This is a genomic window from Rhodococcus wratislaviensis (assembly GCF_041228765.1).
Taxonomy (GTDB): Bacteria; Actinomycetota; Actinomycetes; order Mycobacteriales; family Mycobacteriaceae; genus Rhodococcus_F; species Rhodococcus_F wratislaviensis.
Genome location: NZ_CP150488.1, coordinates 6,408,697 through 6,423,873, shown reverse-complemented (window position 1 = coordinate 6,423,873; position 15,177 = coordinate 6,408,697). Strand labels below are relative to the sequence as shown.

Sequence of the window (15,177 nt, the reverse complement as noted above, 5' to 3'; positions counted from 1 at the left end):
TCTCCACGGCCCGTGGTGGGAAGGCACCGAGCCTTCCCACCATGCGGCCCCGTCTGTTCCTGTCGCCGGTTCCCGTCGCCGCGGGGTCAGGCCCACTCGAAGGACATCTCGCCCGCGACGCCGAGGTGCTTGCACAGTTTGTGGATGCCACTGAAATCCTGAACCAGTGCGGATCGGCGGGTGTCGTGTTCGGCGTCGTCGATCATCGCCTGACCGCCGCCCAGATCCATGAGTTCGACGATGGTGTGCCACGTCGAGTAGTCGTTGCTGCTGAATGCGGTCATCGCGTCGACGAGCCCGTCCAGGAAATGGCGGCGGTCGTCGGGGCTCAGAGTGTCGTAAACGACGCCGGCGATGTCGTCGGCGATCGAGGCGTGACAGTACTCGTCGCGGTTGTGGAGGCGGACCGTCGCCCGGTTGACCGGCTGGATGACGTCGTTCTCGGAAATCAGGTCGAGGTAGGAGCTGATCGAGATCTCGGCCACCGTCATGAAGGCGAACGTCGTGATCGCCCGCTTCCTCGGGTCGGCGGCATCGGCAGTCGCCGCGCGTTGACGGCGCAACGTGAGGACGTCGGGAAGGGCATTGTTCGGCATCGCCCAACCGCGTTGCCTGCGCGTGACCGCGCTCGCGTTCAGGTGCATGAGGGTGTGGTACTGCTCGTCGACCATCGCCTGGTGGACGGCCACGGCGAACGTGTCTCCGAGCCCGGTGTCCAGGGCGTCGTGCGCGACGAGGTCGAACCCGGGATTGACCACGTACTGCTCGATGTCCATGACATTCTTGTTGAATGCGATCCAGGCCCACGCCCGGAGCCGGTTCCGTTGCTCCTCGCTCATGCCCAGGAACCGATCGTGATCGGCGAAGGGCAGCAACTCGTTCGGGTAGTCCTGCTTGGCGAGGTCGAACAGTGCGTCGAGGTCCGGTTCCGGCTTCTTCACGGTCGCCCGTTGTCCCCAGTTCCGGGCGAGCCGGGACACGACGGCGCTCTCCACCGGATCAGCCGGGTCGTACTCCGGGAGCGAGGGAGTCTTCTGGGGCGTCATGACGAATCTCCGTTCCTGTCCCACGACCGCGGCTGTCTGTGAACGAGATCGGTGAAGAGGTCGGCGCACAGCCGGGCGAGGGGTTCGCTCCGGTCGCCGAGCGCCGACGTCGAGCGGGACATGAGCGAGGCGAAGTCGTCCTCCGAGCCCTGCTCGACGGTTTCCGTGAGAGTGGTCAGCGCCGCGGCGAGCGCGCGGCGGGCCTCGCCCGCGAAGGGATTGCCCGCCTGGATGTCCCGGTAGACCTCCGGGACGCCTCCACCGACCCGGGCGAGGAGCGCGAGCGACACGAGATGAGGAGGGGTCCCCACCGCGGTGAGTTCGGCGCCGTCGACACCGAGGTCCGCGAGCGCGAGGCCGAAGGCGAGGACGCCGGCGTGGGTCAGCGCCTGGGTCGCTGCCGTCAGCCGGTCGTGGTGTTCGGCGTCCAGGCGGACGACCGACGACCCCCAGCCGGACAGCACCGACAAGAACCACTCGACCTCACCGCTGTCCCGGTAGGTCACCGCCGCGACCGGGCGGCCCTCCGGTCCGAGGGAGGGCGCGAACATCGGATTGATGCCGACCGCGCCGTTGCGCAGCGCACTGTCACGCAGGGCGGCGTCGAATCGGGACTTCACCGACAGCGTGTCGACCAGCAGGGCGTGTTCGGACAACTCCGCCACCGCGAACGGAATCGCCTCCAGCGCGGCACTTTCGGGGATCGCGAGGATCACCGCATCGGCGGCGTTCACCACCGCCCGCAGCTCGGGCGACGGGTCGGTGACGTCGCCCTTCACCTGATCCGGATCGGACCGGTCGGTGAACCGGATGTCGATGGTGCGCACCGTGTTTCCGTCGGCGCGCAGCCGGGTCGCCAGCATCCGGCCGACATCGCCGGAACCGCCGATCAGCGCGACGGTCCGGGCGGATGCGGCCGGGACGTTCACGGCCCGATCTCGTTCGGCCGGTCTGCCGTCACGGTCAGTGCCCGCAACATGGTGGCGGCCTTGACCATCGCCTCGTCGAATTCCTCCTCCGGGTCGGAGAGTGCCGTGATCGCCCCGCCGATACCGAACGTCACCTCGCTGTCCGTGGCGACGATCGTGCGGATGACGATCGACAGGTCTGCCGTCCCCGTCAGCGAGAAGTAGCCGATCGAACCGGAATACACACCGCGCGGCCCGGACTCGAGCCGGTCGATGATCTCCATGGTCCGGATCTTCGGGGCGCCCGTCATCGATCCGCCCGGGAAGGCGGCGCGAACACACTCGACGACGGAGGCATCGGCGCTGAGGGTGCCGCGCACGGTCGACACGAGTTGATGCACCGCCGCGTACGTCTCGACATCGAAGAGTTTGGGAACGTGCACCGATCCGGGAACGCACACCCGGGCCAGATCATTACGCGTCAGGTCGACGATCATCAGATTCTCGGCGCGGTCCTTCTCGCTGTCGAGCAGGTCCTGCCGAAGCGCCGCGTCCTTGGCGGGGGTGGCGCCGCGTGGACGCGTCCCCTTGATGGGTTTGGACTCCACCACCCGGTCCGCGCCGATCCTGAGGAACCGTTCGGGGGAGGCGCTGAGAACCGACAGTCCGGCGAACTGGAGGTACGCGCTGTACGGGGTGGGGCTGATGGAACGCAGCAACTCGAACGTGTGCAGGGGATCGATCGACTGGTCCACCGTCGCCATGTTGGTCAGGCACACCTCGTAGGACTCGCCGGTCCGGATCTCACCGAGCGAGGTTGCGATGTGTTCGAGGTACTTGTCGTGTTCGTGGCGCAGGGCGAGTTCGGCGGACTCCGGCTTCCGGATCGGCGATACCGCGGTCGGCGGGTTGTCCGGCTCGGCCAGCCGATGCAGCGCCACCTCCATCTCGTCGAGCCAGCGGCGCAACTCCGGATCGTCCTGGTGATCGCTCAGGCACAGCGCGTAGGTGCGCTCGCCGGAATGGTCGATGACGACGGCGCGGTCGGCGAACACCAGCGCGGCGTCGGGGGTGGGCGACTTGTGGGCCGCCGTGCCGCCGGTCTCGGCCTTCAGTTCGTAGCCGAGGTACCCCACGTAGCCGAGGCCGAACGGCACACCCGGGAGGCCGGGCACCGACCGGGCCTGCAGCTGCCGCTCGAGGTAGTCGAAGAACGGTGCGTGCACCTGTTCGACCGGCAATCCCTCGCGGGTGATCCGGACGATCGATTCGCTGACGTCGTACGTGATGTACTCCGCGCGAGGGCCGGAACAATTGCCCATGATGGTGAATCGCGAATTCGGTTCCGATGCCGACGTCCCGTCCAGCCAGAACGCGTTGGGCCCGGATGCGAAGAGATCCTCGAACGTGGTGCGGGGGTCGACTTCGTGGTCGACGCGCACCTGCTGGACCACGTACGGCGCGTGGGGAATCGGGATTCTCAGCATCGAACCGTGCGTGGGTGTCCCGGAATGCGTCTGCGTGAGATCGCGGAAGTTCGCGAGCAGTTCGTGACCGAAGGCGGTGCTGATCGATTCGGGGTGGAACTGGACGCCCCACAGCGGACGCGTGCGGTGCCGGACACCCATCAGCAGGCCGTCGGCGGTCCAGGCGGTGGCCTCGAGGTCGTCGGGGAGATCCTCGACGATCAGCGAGTGGTAGCGGACCGTCGGGAACGGTGACGGAATGCCGGCGAAGAGTTCGGAACCGTCGTGTTCGACGAGGGACACGCGGCCGTGCATCGGTTCGGGTGCGAGAACCACACTGCCCCCGAACAGCTGGCACAGACCCTGGTGACCGAGGCACACGCCGAGGACGGGGAGTTCGGTCTCGGTGATGACGCGCGCACTGATGCCGAAGTCGCGTTGCCGCTCCGGGCGTCCGGGACCGGGGGAGATGACGATGTTGTCGAAGTCGGACCAGGGGATCGAATCCCACTCCGCATCGTTGTGCACGACCGTGGGGGGCTCACCGTTCACCTCGGCCAGCAGAGTGAACAGGTTATAGGTGAAGGAATCGTAATTGTCGATCAACAGCGTCCGGGTACTCATCACGACTCGACATTCGCAGATGGCACGGAACTGTGACGAACGTGGTGGTTGTCACGGTGGTCGTGGTGTCCGTTGTGGCGGGCGCCCTCGTCGGCGGGCTCCGCGTTGATGACGAGGTCCTCGAGCCGGCACGTCTCGGCGATGAGAAGGTCGTAGAGCGAGTCGAAGAACTCCGGGGACAGTGAGTGGCTGTCCGCGTACTGTCGCGCCCGCTCGTGGACGATGTGGATCCGGCCTGGCTGCATCATGGCGATGTGCTCGCGTCGCTTCAGTTCGCCGATGCGCAGGCACACCTCCAAGCGCTGCCGGACCGCTTCGAGCAGGGTCGCGTCGACTGCGTCGAGTTCCGCGCGCAGACCCTCGAGTGCCTGCTGCGCCGAGGCGTCAGAATGCTCTCCGGAATCGTCGCCGTTCCGCTGTCCTACGGAGAAGTACATAGTCGCCCCACTCACTCGATCGGCAGTAGCTTTCTCATCCCGACTATCGTGTGTCGTTGGTGGTTCGTTTCCATGAGCCCTTCCGGATGGCCGGAAGGGGTGTGTTCGAACGGCCGAATACGAACCAGGTGGGTTATCACCCCCAGAGTCTCGATCTCAAGTTGAGACTTTGATGGACGGTTGGCTAACGTAACCTGAAGTCTATTTCCGCTAACCCAGGATACGAGGAATATGCGTATATCGTTGGCCAGTAGGGCCCTGTTGTTCGTGCTGGCAGGCATCGTGATGCTGTGCAGTGCGGCACCAGCGGCAGCGGATCCCGTGGAAGCGGAACCCGCACCCGCGGCCGACCTGTCGGTGCTGCCGGGGGCGAATGACTGGAGCTGTAAGCCGTCCGCGGCGCATCCGCGTCCCGTCGTGCTGGTGCACGGCACGTGGACCGGCATGGTGGGAACATGGAAGGACCTCGCGCCGGCGCTCACGGCGGAGGGATACTGCGTGTTCGCCCTCAATTACGGACAGGCCACCGGTCTGACCGAGGGCAACCTGATGCGTATGTTCGGTGGCGCCGACATCGCGGAGTCCGCTCAGCAGCTCGCCGGATTCGTCGACCAGGTCCGCACCACCACCGGCGCTTCGCAGGTCGACATGATCGGGCATTCGCTCGGTGGCACGGTCTCCCGCCAGTACCTGCGGTTCGACGGCGGCGCCGACCGCACGAACCCCGCGCTGAACAAGGTGCACTCGCTCGTCACACTCGGCGCCACCAACCACGGCACCAGCTTCGGGGACGTCCAGTCGCTCGGTGCGATCGCGCAGGCACTGGGTGTGCCGGTCATGACGCTCGCCGGTGTCGCGGTCGGACCGTCCTACATCCAGCAGATGGTGGGCTCACCCTTCCTGCAAGTCCTCAACGCCAGCGGCGACACCGACCCGGGCATCGAGTACACGGTCGTCGCCAGCCGCAGCGACACCGTGTCGACCCCGCCGGAGAACACGTTCCTGACGGCCGGTCCCGGTGCCGTCGTGCACAACATCTGGCTCCAGGACGGCTGCGAGACGAACACGTCCGAACACATCCAGCTGACCACCGATGCGCGCGCCGTATACATCATCCAGCGGGCTCTGGACCCCACCTACGGAGATCGCAACCCCGCACCGTGCTGACACCGGTGGCGCCGGTCAGTCCCAGATGCCGACCTCGTCGAGATGCGCGACCAGCCGCTGGGCGCCGTCGATGAAGTGGGCCTTGTTCTCCGCACCCACTACGTCGGCCTTCCCGTCGGCGAGCGCGGCGATGAGCCGGCGATGGCTCTTGACCGCCGACTCACCCCAGGCCGGATCGGACGAATAGAACTGCACCGGGGTGTACCGGGTGGCGCTGAGCAGGAACCACGACAGCTTGCTCGCGTCGGCAAGCCGGTTGATGACCCGGTGAAACGAGAACTCGAGGTCCTCGATGCGGTCGGCGTCGCCGTCCTCGACGGCGCGCCGCAGCTTCTCGTTGATCGCGGTCAGCTCCTCCACGGCCTCCGGGGTGGCCGACCGCGTCGCGCGGACCGCGAGTTCCTCGGCGATCTGCCCCTGCAGCCAGAAGAGGTCGTGGATGTCGTCCCGGCTGAGCGGTGCGACGACGTACCCGCGGTGGGGGACCAGTTCGACGAGGCCCTCGCCACGAAGGGTCAGGAGCGCCTCACGGACAGGTGTGACGCTGACCCCCAGGTCCGCCGCGGTCTCGTCGAGGCGGATGAAGTCACCCGGGCGAACGCCCCCGGACATGATCAGGTTGCGGACGTGCACGGCGACGTCGTCCGACAGCTGGGGTCGGCGGCGCAGGGTGCGGCCCGCTGGGGATCGTGACACGGAGGGCGATGCCATGGAGAACTCCTTCGATGCGGCAAACCAGCATAAACCGCAGGGGGTGATTACAAGCCGTAGGTCTTGCCGATGATGTCGCGCTGAATCTCGTTGGTACCGCCGTAGATGGTCGACACGATGGTGGAGCGGACGTGCTTCTCCATGTCGAACTCGGTGGCGTAGCCGTACCCGCCCATCATCTGCATGCCCTCGAGTGCGACCTTCTTCGCCGTCTCCGTGACCTTCAGTTTGGCCATCGACGCCTCGCGGGCCAGCATCTTGTCCGGGTTCGCGTCGACGTCCTTGGCGACGCTGTAGACGAGCAGCTTGCAGCACTCGATCTCCGTCGCGAGATCGGCGATGCGGTGGCGCAGCGCCTGGAACGATCCGACGGGCCGCCCGAACTGCTTGCGCTGGGTGACGAAGTCGAGGGTGTCGGCGAACGCGCGCTGAGCGGTGCCGAGCATCATGGCGGCGAGGATCAGGCGTTCGAAGTTCAGGCCGGTCATCAGCTGGCGCCAGCCGTTGCCGACCTCGCCCACCACCGCGTCCTCGGGCAGGACGCAGTCGGTGAAGTAGAGATCGTTGACCTCCTTGCCGCCCATCGTGTCGATGCCGCTGATCTTCAGCCCGGCGGTATCTGCGGGGACGTGGAACATCGTGAGGCCTTCGTGCTTGCCGTCGCCGCGTCCGGTGCGGGCCACGAGCAGGATGTTGTCGGCGAAGTGCGCGTTGGAGCACCACGTCTTCTGTCCGTTGATCACCCAGCCGTCGGCGGTCTTCTCAGCGCGGGTGCTGAGATTGCCGACATCGGAACCGGCTTCCGGCTCGGACATCGAGATGGACTGTGATCGGCCTGCCACGATGCCGCGCAGCACGACATCCTTCTGTGCGTCGGTTCCGAACTTCGCGTAAGCGCCGCCCGTGATCAGGGTGGGCCCGATTCCGCCGATGGGTGCCATCCCCTTGGCGGCCTCCTCGAGCAGGATGCACATGTCGACGTGGCTGGCGGCCGAGCCGTCGTACTCCTCGGGAATGGTGATGCCCAGCCAGCCCAGCTTGGCCATCTTCTCGTAGACGTCCTGGTTGTGGTTGTGCTCGCCGTGATTCGTCAGCCTGTCGCGCTGCTCGCGGGTGCCGCTCTCGCGCTTGCAGAAATCGGTGATCGCCGCTGCGAAGTCCTTCTGTTCACTGGTGAATTCGACGCTCATGTCCGGGGGACTCCTCATGGTTGATTGGGCCGGCGAATCGGTCGGCCGGAGGTGACTGTGTGGGGCTTGCCGCGATGGGGTCGGCCGCATACTGTGATGTCCACTACATTACATCACATCACATATATTTGATGTGATCTCGAGGGAGGACATCGACCATGCCACAGCAGGCGGAGACGACCGAGACGACGGCCGGCGAACAGCCCGAGGCCCGGACGGAGCAGGCGCCGAAGACGTTCGCGTCCCTGGACCCCCGCAACGGCAACGTCCTGGCCGAGTACCCGATCCAGGGGGAGCAGGAGGTGCGCGCCGCCGTCGACGCGGCCCGTGCGGCCGCGCAGTGGTGGAACGCACTCGGGTTCGACGGGCGCAAGCAATGGCTCCTGGACTGGAAGAAGTCGATGGCCCGCGACGGCGAGCAGCTCGCCGCGCTCGTCGCCGCCGAAACCGGCAAGCCGTACGACGACGCGCTCCTCGAAGTGATGCTCGCCATCGAGCATCTCGACTGGGCCGCGAAGAACGCGGGCAAGGTTCTGAAGCGGCGCAAGGTGCCGTCGGGCCTGGTCAGCGCGAACCAGGCCAGCAGCGTCGGATACGAGCCGATGGGTGTGGTCGGTGTCATCGGGCCGTGGAACTACCCCGTGTACACGCCGATGGGGTCGATCTCCTATGCGCTCGCGGCGGGCAACACCGTCGTCTTCAAGCCCAGCGAGCTGACCCCCGGGGTCGCGGTGTGGCTCGCCGACAAGTGGAAGGCGCTCGTCCCCAACCAACCCGTGCTGCAGGTGGTCACCGGAGACGGGTCGACCGGCGCGGCTCTCGTCTCGGCCGGGGTCGACAAGATCGCCTTCACCGGATCCGCCGCCACCGGCAAGCGCGTCATGGCGGCGTGTGCCGAAACGCTGACCCCCCTCGTCGTCGAGGCGGGCGGCAAGGACGCCATGCTCGTCGACGCCGACGCGAATCTGGACGAGGCGGCCGGCTTCGCGGTGTTCGGGGCGATGGGCAACGCCGGACAGACGTGCGCCGGCGTCGAGCGCATATACGTCGTCGACTCGGCCTACGACGAGTTCGTCCGACTGGTCGCCGAGAAGTCGAAGGTCCTGCGCCCCGGCCCCCGGGACGCCGCCTACGGGCCAATGACGATGACCAGTCAGTCCGACGTCGTCCGCGGCCACGTCCAGGACGCACTCGACAAGGGCGGATCGGCGGTGGTGGGCGGACTCGACTCCATCAAGGACGGCTACGTCGGGCCGATCGTGCTGACCGGCGTTCCCGAGGACAGCACCGCGATCCGCGAGGAGACGTTCGGCCCCACCGTCGTCATCAACAAGGTCGCCAGCCTCGACGAAGCGGTCACGAAGGCCAACGGCACCACGTTCGGACTCGGCGCATCCATCTTCACCAAGGATGCGACGAAGGCGATGCAGGTTGCCGACAAGCTCAGGGCCGGCGTCGTGACGATCGGCTCGGTGCTCGGGTTCGCCGGCGTGGCGGCGCTACCGTTCGGCGGGGTCGGGGATTCGGGCTTCGGCCGCATCCACGGCGCGGACGGTCTGCGCGAATTCAGCCGGGTCAAATCCATCGCCCGGCAGAGGTTCGCGGCTCCGCTGAACCTGCTCACCATGCAGCGCAAGTCGCGGGACATGAAGATCTCGGCCTGGATGTTGAAGAACCGGCACGGACGCTGAGCACACGGCAGGAGGGTATTCACATGCTGATGAAGACCAAGCGCGCCGACACCGGCGCGCCGGGCGGGGTTCCGCGGGGCAGGCACGGCTGGCAGCGGCGCATCGAGGAACTCGACCCGGTCGACGATCACCAGGAGATCCATCGCATCACGGCGGGCTACGAGTTTCCGTGGGACTACCAGCGGTCCCTCGAGTTCGCGCTGTTCCGGACGTACTGCGTCCCCACCATTTCGGAACTGTTGCAGCGCACCGGTGAGTTCGAGAAACGACCGCAGAAGCGGTATGACGACACCGCTCTGCTGATGGCCGAACTCGTCGAACACGGCTACGACTCCGAGCGCGGCATCGAATCGCTGCGCGTCGTGAATCGCATGCACGGCAAGTACGACATCGACAACGACGACATGCTGTACGTGCTGACCACCTTCATCTATGAGCCGATCGACTGGATCGACCGCTTCGGTTGGCGGCGGCTGACTCCGAACGAGCGTCTCGCGTGTTTCCACTTCTACCGTCAGGTGGGAATCCGAATGGGAATCAAGAACATTCCCGAGAGTTTCGAGGACTTCTACCGGTTCAAGGCCGAGTACGAGCGGAAGCATTTCCGGTACACCGACGATAACCATCGTGTCGGCACGTACACGCTGAAGCTGTTCTGTTCCTGGTTTCCGGCACCACTCCGGCCGCTCGTCGCGCAGGGGGTCTACGCCCTCCTCGACCCGATGATGCTGTCAGCGTTCGGGTTTCCCGCTGCCCCGATCTGGCTGCAGAACGCGTCCCGCCGTGCGCTGGGGGCCCGTGCGAGGTTCGTGCGGTTCCTGCCGCCACGCCGGGAGTCCAAGGCCGCACGGGATCGGCGCAACCGGAGCTACCCCGGATACCCGGTGGGCTACCGTCCCCGTGACCTGGGAGCGGACAACGACAATCATCGCGGAGCCCGTCGACGGGCGGCGTGACGGCTGTGTCCCTGGGCGATTCGTCCAGGGACACGGCCTCAGTGGCCCAGTAGTACCGCCGTCATCAGGGTGTGGAGACGCGCACGCGACTCCTCGCGGGTGTCGAAGTGGACCAGTCGGCCGATGTCGAGAACCAGACCCAGCGCCGCGTGTACCAGGAACCGCGCCTCCGGAGCCGAGAGTTCGGTGCGCACGGCGGTCACCAGGTGGACCCACTCCTCGACGTGCAGGCGCTGCACGTTGCGGAGATTGGTCCGCTCGTTCTTCGGGAGGTTCCCGATCTCCGCGAAGTACACCGACAGCACTTCCGGGTTCCCGAACGAGAGTTCCAGGTAGGACTCGGCGAGTTTGCGGAGCGCATCCTCGGGGCCGGTGGCGGTGGACAGCGCCGCCGAGGTGGCCACGGCCAGCCGGTCGGACGCGCGGTAGAACACCGCTGCGAGAAGGTCGGCCTTGCTGGGGAAGTGGCGGTACACGCTCGACGCGTTGATGCCGGCCGCGGCGCCGATTTCTTCGATGCTCGAGTCGTGGTAGCCGTGCCGGTCGAAGATCTTCACGGCCTCGTTGATCAGCAACTCGCGCTTGGACGTCACCGCCAGGCCGCGTACCGCACCTGCGCCCGCGTTCTTTCCTTCGGTCGGGACGGCGGGAGGCAGTGTCGCGCGCAGGATCGATTCGCACGCAGACTTCAGAAGCGCGTCGAGTCGGCGCGTCGCGAGAGTGGTGCGATGTGCGCTGATGCTCCCCATCACGCTCAGCGTCGACGCCCCCAGCGTCGTCGCGTCGACGGACGTGAGTTCGGGGCGCAGTTCCCGCAGGGGGCCTGCCACGCACTGGGTGACGTGAACGAAGACGTCGCGGATGCGCGTGCGATCCTCGGCCTCGAGGTACCGGCCCTCCCAGCGGTAGAGTCCGGCGACCTTGCGGTTCTCGATGGTGTTCGCGACGAGTGCGGAGATCAGATGATCGAGTCGGTCTCCGGGCTCGAGTTCGGCAACGCCGTCCAGCGCGCCGTCCGCTGCCGCCTGCAGTGCGTCGGCAGTCGTGGTGGCGGCGTGTACGAGCAGGGCGTACTTGTTGGGGTAGTGCCGGTAGAGAGCGGGGCCGGAGATCCCGATGGTGGCAGCGATCTCGTCGACGCCGACCGCGTGGTAGCCGCGCTCGCTGAAGGCCTCGGCGGCGACGTTCGCGATCTGGGCCTTGCGATTCTTCGGGCGACGGCGGATCGGCCGCTCGGTGGCGGCACCGGCCGCCGTGCTGGTCCGAGCCACGGTCACCTCCAGTAATCGGCAGTCATCTGCCAGTTTAACTGTCGATGATCTTAACCGAGACTTTCGCATCGTCGGGTCGGCTGAGGGTTGCGTGCGGTGAAAGCGTCACGCCACATTCGCGGAAATTGCCGGTGAATCTGGTTGCGGCGTCGTCGTAGAGGTATTGACACGTGAGGAACGCGCAGAATAAGTTAACCGCAATTCGCATGTGTCCGCGGTCTCCTGACGGTCGTGCGCTCCTGGATGTCACATTTCGAACTATCGGAGGTAGCTGGATCATGAGTGCAACCCGGCAGAGCGGGCAGGCATTGATCTTCGACGCGATCAGAACCCCTCGTGGACGGGGCAAGAGCAACGGTGCCCTCCACGGCACCAAGCCCATCGACCTGGCGGTCGGGTTGATCGAGGAGATCCAGGTCCGGAATCCGAATCTGGACCCGGCACTGATCGACGACATCGTGCTCGGCATCGTGTCGCCGCTGGGTGAACAGGGCGGCGTGCTTCCGCGGGTCGCGGCGCTGGCTGCCGGACTGCCCGAGACCGTCGCGGGTGTCCAGATCAACCGCTTCTGCGCCTCCGGGCTCGAGGCCGTCAACCTCGCCGCACAGAAAGTGGCCTCCGGCTGGGAAGACTTCGTTCTCGCGGGTGGCGTCGAATCCATGTCGAAGGTTCCCATGGGATCGGACGGCGGTGCATGGGGACTCGATCCGGCGACCAACTACGACACGTACATGGTGCCGCAGGGGATCGGCGCCGACCTCATCGCGACCCTCGAGGGGTTCGGTCGCACCCAGGTCGACGAGTTCGCGGTTCGCTCACAGGAACTGGCGGCCGACGCCTGGGCTGACGGACGGTTCGACCGTTCGGTCGTTCCGGTGCGGGATCGCAACGGTGTCGTCGTCCTCGACCGGGACGAGCACATGCGGCCCGGCGCCACCGTCGAGGGCCTGTCGGCGCTGACGCCGTCGTTCGCCGCGCTCGGGGAGCAGGGCGGATTCTCCGCCGTGGCACTGCAGAAATATCACTGGGTGGAGCGGATCGACCATGTCCACCACGCCGGCAACTCGTCCGGGATCGTCGACGGTGCCTCCCTGATGCTCATCGGTAGCGCCGAAGCCGGTGAGCGCGCGGGCCTCGCGCCGCGCGGCCGGATCGTGTCCACGGCAGTCATCGGCTCCGAGTCGACGATCATGCTCACCGGTCCCGCGCCGTCGGCGCGCAAAGCGCTGGCGAAGGCCGGACTCGACGTCTCCGAGATCGATCTGTTCGAGATCAACGAGGCCTTCGCCTCCGTGGCGCTGAAGTTCGCCAAGGACCTCGAGATCCCGCTCGACAAGGTGAACGTGAACGGTGGCGCCATCGCGATGGGCCACCCCCTGGGCGCTACCGGCGCAATGATCCTCGGCACGTTGCTCGACGAACTCGAACGCCGGGGCAAGCGTTACGGCCTGGCCACCCTGTGCGTCGGCGCGGGCATGGGCATCGCGACCGTCGTCGAACGCATCCAGCACTGACCACAGGAGAAGCGAACAGCATGACTGACAGCACAATTCGGTACGAGAAGGACGCCGACGGAATCGTCACCCTCGTTCTCGACGACCCCGCCCAGTCCGCGAACACGATGAACGAGGGGTTCATCGTGTCCCTGGGCGAGGTCGTCGACCGCTTGACCACCGAGCGCGACACCATCGCCGGGGTCGTGGTGACCTCCGCGAAGAAGACCTTCTTCGCCGGCGGCGACCTCAACGACATCCTGAAGTCCCGCGCGGGACAGGCCGAGGCGGTGATGGCGAACGTCGACCGCATCAAGGAACCACTGCGCAGGCTGGAGACGCTGGGCAGGCCCGTCGTCGCGGCCATCGGTGGCGCCGCCCTCGGCGGCGGACTCGAGATCGTACTCGCCACCCACCATCGGATCGCGCTGAATGCCGCAGGCGTGCAGATCGGGCTCCCCGAGGTGACGCTCGGTCTCCTTCCCGGCGGGGGCGGCGTGGTCCGGACGGTGCGCCTGCTCGGAGTCGTCCCCGCTCTCACCCAGGTTCTCCTGCAGGGACAGCGCCACACAGCGGAGAAGGCGCACGGTCTCGGCCTGATCGACGAACTCGTGGACGACGTCGATCACCTGGTGCCGGCGGCGAAGAAGTGGATCGCCGACAACCCCGACGCAGTGCAGCCGTGGGACGTGAAGGGGTACCGGATTCCGGGTGGAACTCCCGCATCCCCGGCACTGGCCGCAAATCTTCCCGCCTTCCCCGCCAATTTGCGGAAACAGCTCAAAGGCGCGCCCTATCCGGCTCCGATCGCGATCATGAGCGCTGCCGTCGAAGGCGCGCTCGTCGACTTCGACACGGCTCAGAAGATCGAGAACCGCTACTTCGCCGGGCTGGCGACGGGGCAGATCTCGAAGAACATGATCCGCGCGTTCTTCTTCGACCTGCAGAAGGCCAACAGTCTGGTGAAGCGGTACGGCGGAGCCGGCCGCGCACCTGTCGGCACGGTCGCGGTGCTCGGCGCGGGGATGATGGGTGCCGCCATCGCGTACGTGTGTGCCGAGTCGGGCATGAACGTGGTGCTGAAGGACGTGAGCCCGGCCGCGGCCGAGAACGGCAAGGCGTACTCGAAGACTCTTCTGGACAAGGCTGTCGCCAAGGGCCGGACGTCCCCCGAGAAGGCCGAAGCGATCCTCGCGCGGATCCTCCCTACCGACAGGCCCGAGGACACCGCGGGCGCCCAGCTGGTCATCGAGGCCGTGTTCGAGGACCCGGCCGTGAAGAACACGGTGTTCGCCGAGATCGACGGCTTCATCGCACCCGACGCACTGCTCTGCTCCAACACGTCGACATTGCCGATCACCCTCCTCGGCGAAAACGTCTCGCGCACCGAGGACTTCATCGGCCTGCACTTCTTCTCGCCGGTCGACAAGATGCCCCTCGTCGAGATCATCAAGGGGGAGAAGACGAGTGACGAGGCTCTCGGACGCGCGCTCGCCGTGGTCCGGCAGATCGGCAAGACTCCGATCGTCGTCAACGACAGCCGCGGGTTCTTCACCAGCCGCGTCATCGGTACCTTCACCAACGAGGGCATCGCGATGCTCGGCGAGGGCGTCTCCCCGGTGTCGATCGAGCAGGCGGCGTCGCAGGCCGGATATCCCGCTCCCGTCCTCGCGTTGATGGACGAACTCACGCTCACTCTGCCCCGCAAGATCCGCGAGGAGACGAAGGCCGCGGTACTTGCCGAAGGGAAGACCTGGGAGCCACATCCGGCGGATGCCGTCGTCGATCGCATGATCGACGAATTCGGCCGCAAAGGCCGCTCCACAGGCGCCGGCTTCTACGAGTACGCGGACGGTAGACGGATCGGATTGTGGTCCGGGCTCGAGACGTTCCGGCGCGACGGTGCGCACACCGAGATTCCGTTCGAGGACATCAAGGAGCGAATGCTGTTCATCGAGGCCGTCGAGACGGTCCGCTGCCTGGAAGAGGGGGTCCTCGAATCGACCACCGACGCCAATGTCGGTTCCATCCTCGGCATCGGCTATCCGGGCTGGACCGGTGGCGTGGCCCGCTACATCGACCAATACCCGGGTGGGATCCAGGGATTCGTCTCGCGTGCGCAGCTGCTGGCTGCGCGGTACGGGGACCGATTCCTCCCACCCCAGCTACTGCTGGACAAGGCCGCCGCGGGCGGCACGTTCGAAGAGGTGAACTGAC

General features: G+C 66.5%; 12 protein-coding genes. 5 read left to right on the top strand and 7 right to left on the bottom strand.

From position 1 onward, the window contains the following. Positions 1 to 86 precede the first annotated feature (86 nt). Genes WKC72_RS29920 through WKC72_RS29905 form a run of 4 tightly spaced genes read right to left on the bottom strand, consistent with a single transcriptional unit; the run spans position 87 to position 4,481 of the window. A complete protein-coding gene (locus WKC72_RS29920) occupies positions 87 to 1,046 on the bottom strand; it encodes a diiron oxygenase (RefSeq protein WP_268790980.1) in 960 nt (319 codons plus the stop codon). Continuing rightward, a complete protein-coding gene (locus WKC72_RS29915) occupies positions 1,043 to 1,975 on the bottom strand; it encodes a prephenate dehydrogenase/arogenate dehydrogenase family protein (RefSeq protein ID WP_268790979.1) in 933 nt (310 codons plus the stop codon). Before WKC72_RS29915 ends, WKC72_RS29920 begins: the two co-directional genes overlap by 4 nt. Next, positions 1,972 to 4,044 (bottom strand): aminodeoxychorismate synthase component I, encoded by a 2,073-nt coding sequence (gene pabB / locus WKC72_RS29910; RefSeq protein ID WP_370180600.1) that lies wholly within the window; start codon positions 4,042 to 4,044, stop codon positions 1,972 to 1,974. The genes WKC72_RS29915 and pabB overlap by 4 nt, the downstream gene beginning before the upstream one ends. Next, on the bottom strand, positions 4,044 to 4,481 hold the full coding sequence (locus WKC72_RS29905; RefSeq protein ID WP_112302200.1) for a chorismate mutase family protein: 438 nt from the start codon (positions 4,479 to 4,481) through the stop codon (positions 4,044 to 4,046). The genes pabB and WKC72_RS29905 overlap by 1 nt, the downstream gene beginning before the upstream one ends. 231 nt (positions 4,482 to 4,712) lie before the next feature. On the opposite strand from WKC72_RS29905, the gene WKC72_RS29900 reads away from it, so the two are divergent. Further along, positions 4,713 to 5,648, top strand: a complete 936-nt coding sequence (locus WKC72_RS29900) for a triacylglycerol lipase (RefSeq protein WP_112302201.1) — start codon at positions 4,713 to 4,715, stop codon at positions 5,646 to 5,648. Between the two features lie 15 nt (positions 5,649 to 5,663). Here WKC72_RS29900 and WKC72_RS29895 read toward each other — a convergent pair whose 3' ends face one another. Together WKC72_RS29895 and WKC72_RS29890 are read right to left on the bottom strand one after the other, a co-directional pair. Beyond that, a complete protein-coding gene (locus WKC72_RS29895) occupies positions 5,664 to 6,359 on the bottom strand; it encodes a GntR family transcriptional regulator (RefSeq protein WP_370180599.1) in 696 nt (231 codons plus the stop codon). Between the two features lie 47 nt (positions 6,360 to 6,406). Then, positions 6,407 to 7,549, bottom strand: a complete 1,143-nt coding sequence (locus WKC72_RS29890; RefSeq protein ID WP_370180598.1) for an acyl-CoA dehydrogenase family protein — start codon at positions 7,547 to 7,549, stop codon at positions 6,407 to 6,409. Between the two features lie 158 nt (positions 7,550 to 7,707). On the opposite strand from WKC72_RS29890, the gene WKC72_RS29885 reads away from it, so the two are divergent. After that, a complete protein-coding gene (locus WKC72_RS29885; protein WP_112302203.1) occupies positions 7,708 to 9,240 on the top strand; it encodes an aldehyde dehydrogenase family protein in 1,533 nt (510 codons plus the stop codon). A 23-nt stretch (positions 9,241 to 9,263) separates the two neighbouring features. After that, the gene (locus WKC72_RS29880; protein WP_112302204.1) at positions 9,264 to 10,196 is read left to right on the top strand and encodes an oxygenase MpaB family protein; all 933 of its coding nucleotides are present in this window, start codon (positions 9,264 to 9,266) and stop codon (positions 10,194 to 10,196) included. Positions 10,197 to 10,234: 38 nt separating this feature from the next. On the opposite strand, the gene WKC72_RS29875 is transcribed toward WKC72_RS29880, so the two are convergent. Then, the gene (locus WKC72_RS29875) at positions 10,235 to 11,473 is read right to left on the bottom strand and encodes a TetR/AcrR family transcriptional regulator (RefSeq protein ID WP_128639116.1); all 1,239 of its coding nucleotides are present in this window, start codon (positions 11,471 to 11,473) and stop codon (positions 10,235 to 10,237) included. 272 nt (positions 11,474 to 11,745) lie between these two features. On the opposite strand from WKC72_RS29875, the gene WKC72_RS29870 reads away from it, so the two are divergent. Together WKC72_RS29870 and WKC72_RS29865 are read left to right on the top strand one after the other, a co-directional pair. Continuing rightward, entirely contained in the window at positions 11,746 to 12,981 is a 1,236-nt protein-coding gene (locus WKC72_RS29870; protein WP_370180597.1) for an acetyl-CoA C-acetyltransferase, read from the top strand. A gap of 20 nt (positions 12,982 to 13,001) precedes the next feature. Further along, entirely contained in the window at positions 13,002 to 15,176 is a 2,175-nt protein-coding gene (locus WKC72_RS29865; RefSeq protein ID WP_370180596.1) for a 3-hydroxyacyl-CoA dehydrogenase NAD-binding domain-containing protein, read from the top strand. The last annotated feature ends 1 nt before the right edge of the window (position 15,177 follow it).

Coding starts and splice junctions, on each gene's coding strand:
- WKC72_RS29920 (WP_268790980.1), bottom strand. CDS start 1,046: ATGACGCCCCAGAAGACTCCCTCGCTCCCGGAGTACGACCCGGCTGAT.
- pabB (WP_370180600.1), bottom strand. CDS start 4,044: ATGAGTACCCGGACGCTGTTGATCGACAATTACGATTCCTTCACCTAT.
- WKC72_RS29905 (WP_112302200.1), bottom strand. CDS start 4,481: ATGTACTTCTCCGTAGGACAGCGGAACGGCGACGATTCCGGAGAGCAT.
- WKC72_RS29900 (WP_112302201.1), top strand. CDS start 4,713: ATGCGTATATCGTTGGCCAGTAGGGCCCTGTTGTTCGTGCTGGCAGGC.
- WKC72_RS29895 (WP_370180599.1), bottom strand. CDS start 6,359: ATGGCATCGCCCTCCGTGTCACGATCCCCAGCGGGCCGCACCCTGCGC.
- WKC72_RS29890 (WP_370180598.1), bottom strand. CDS start 7,549: ATGAGCGTCGAATTCACCAGTGAACAGAAGGACTTCGCAGCGGCGATC.
- WKC72_RS29885 (WP_112302203.1), top strand. CDS start 7,708: ATGCCACAGCAGGCGGAGACGACCGAGACGACGGCCGGCGAACAGCCC.
- WKC72_RS29880 (WP_112302204.1), top strand. CDS start 9,264: ATGCTGATGAAGACCAAGCGCGCCGACACCGGCGCGCCGGGCGGGGTT.
- WKC72_RS29870 (WP_370180597.1), top strand. CDS start 11,746: ATGAGTGCAACCCGGCAGAGCGGGCAGGCATTGATCTTCGACGCGATC.
- WKC72_RS29865 (WP_370180596.1), top strand. CDS start 13,002: ATGACTGACAGCACAATTCGGTACGAGAAGGACGCCGACGGAATCGTC.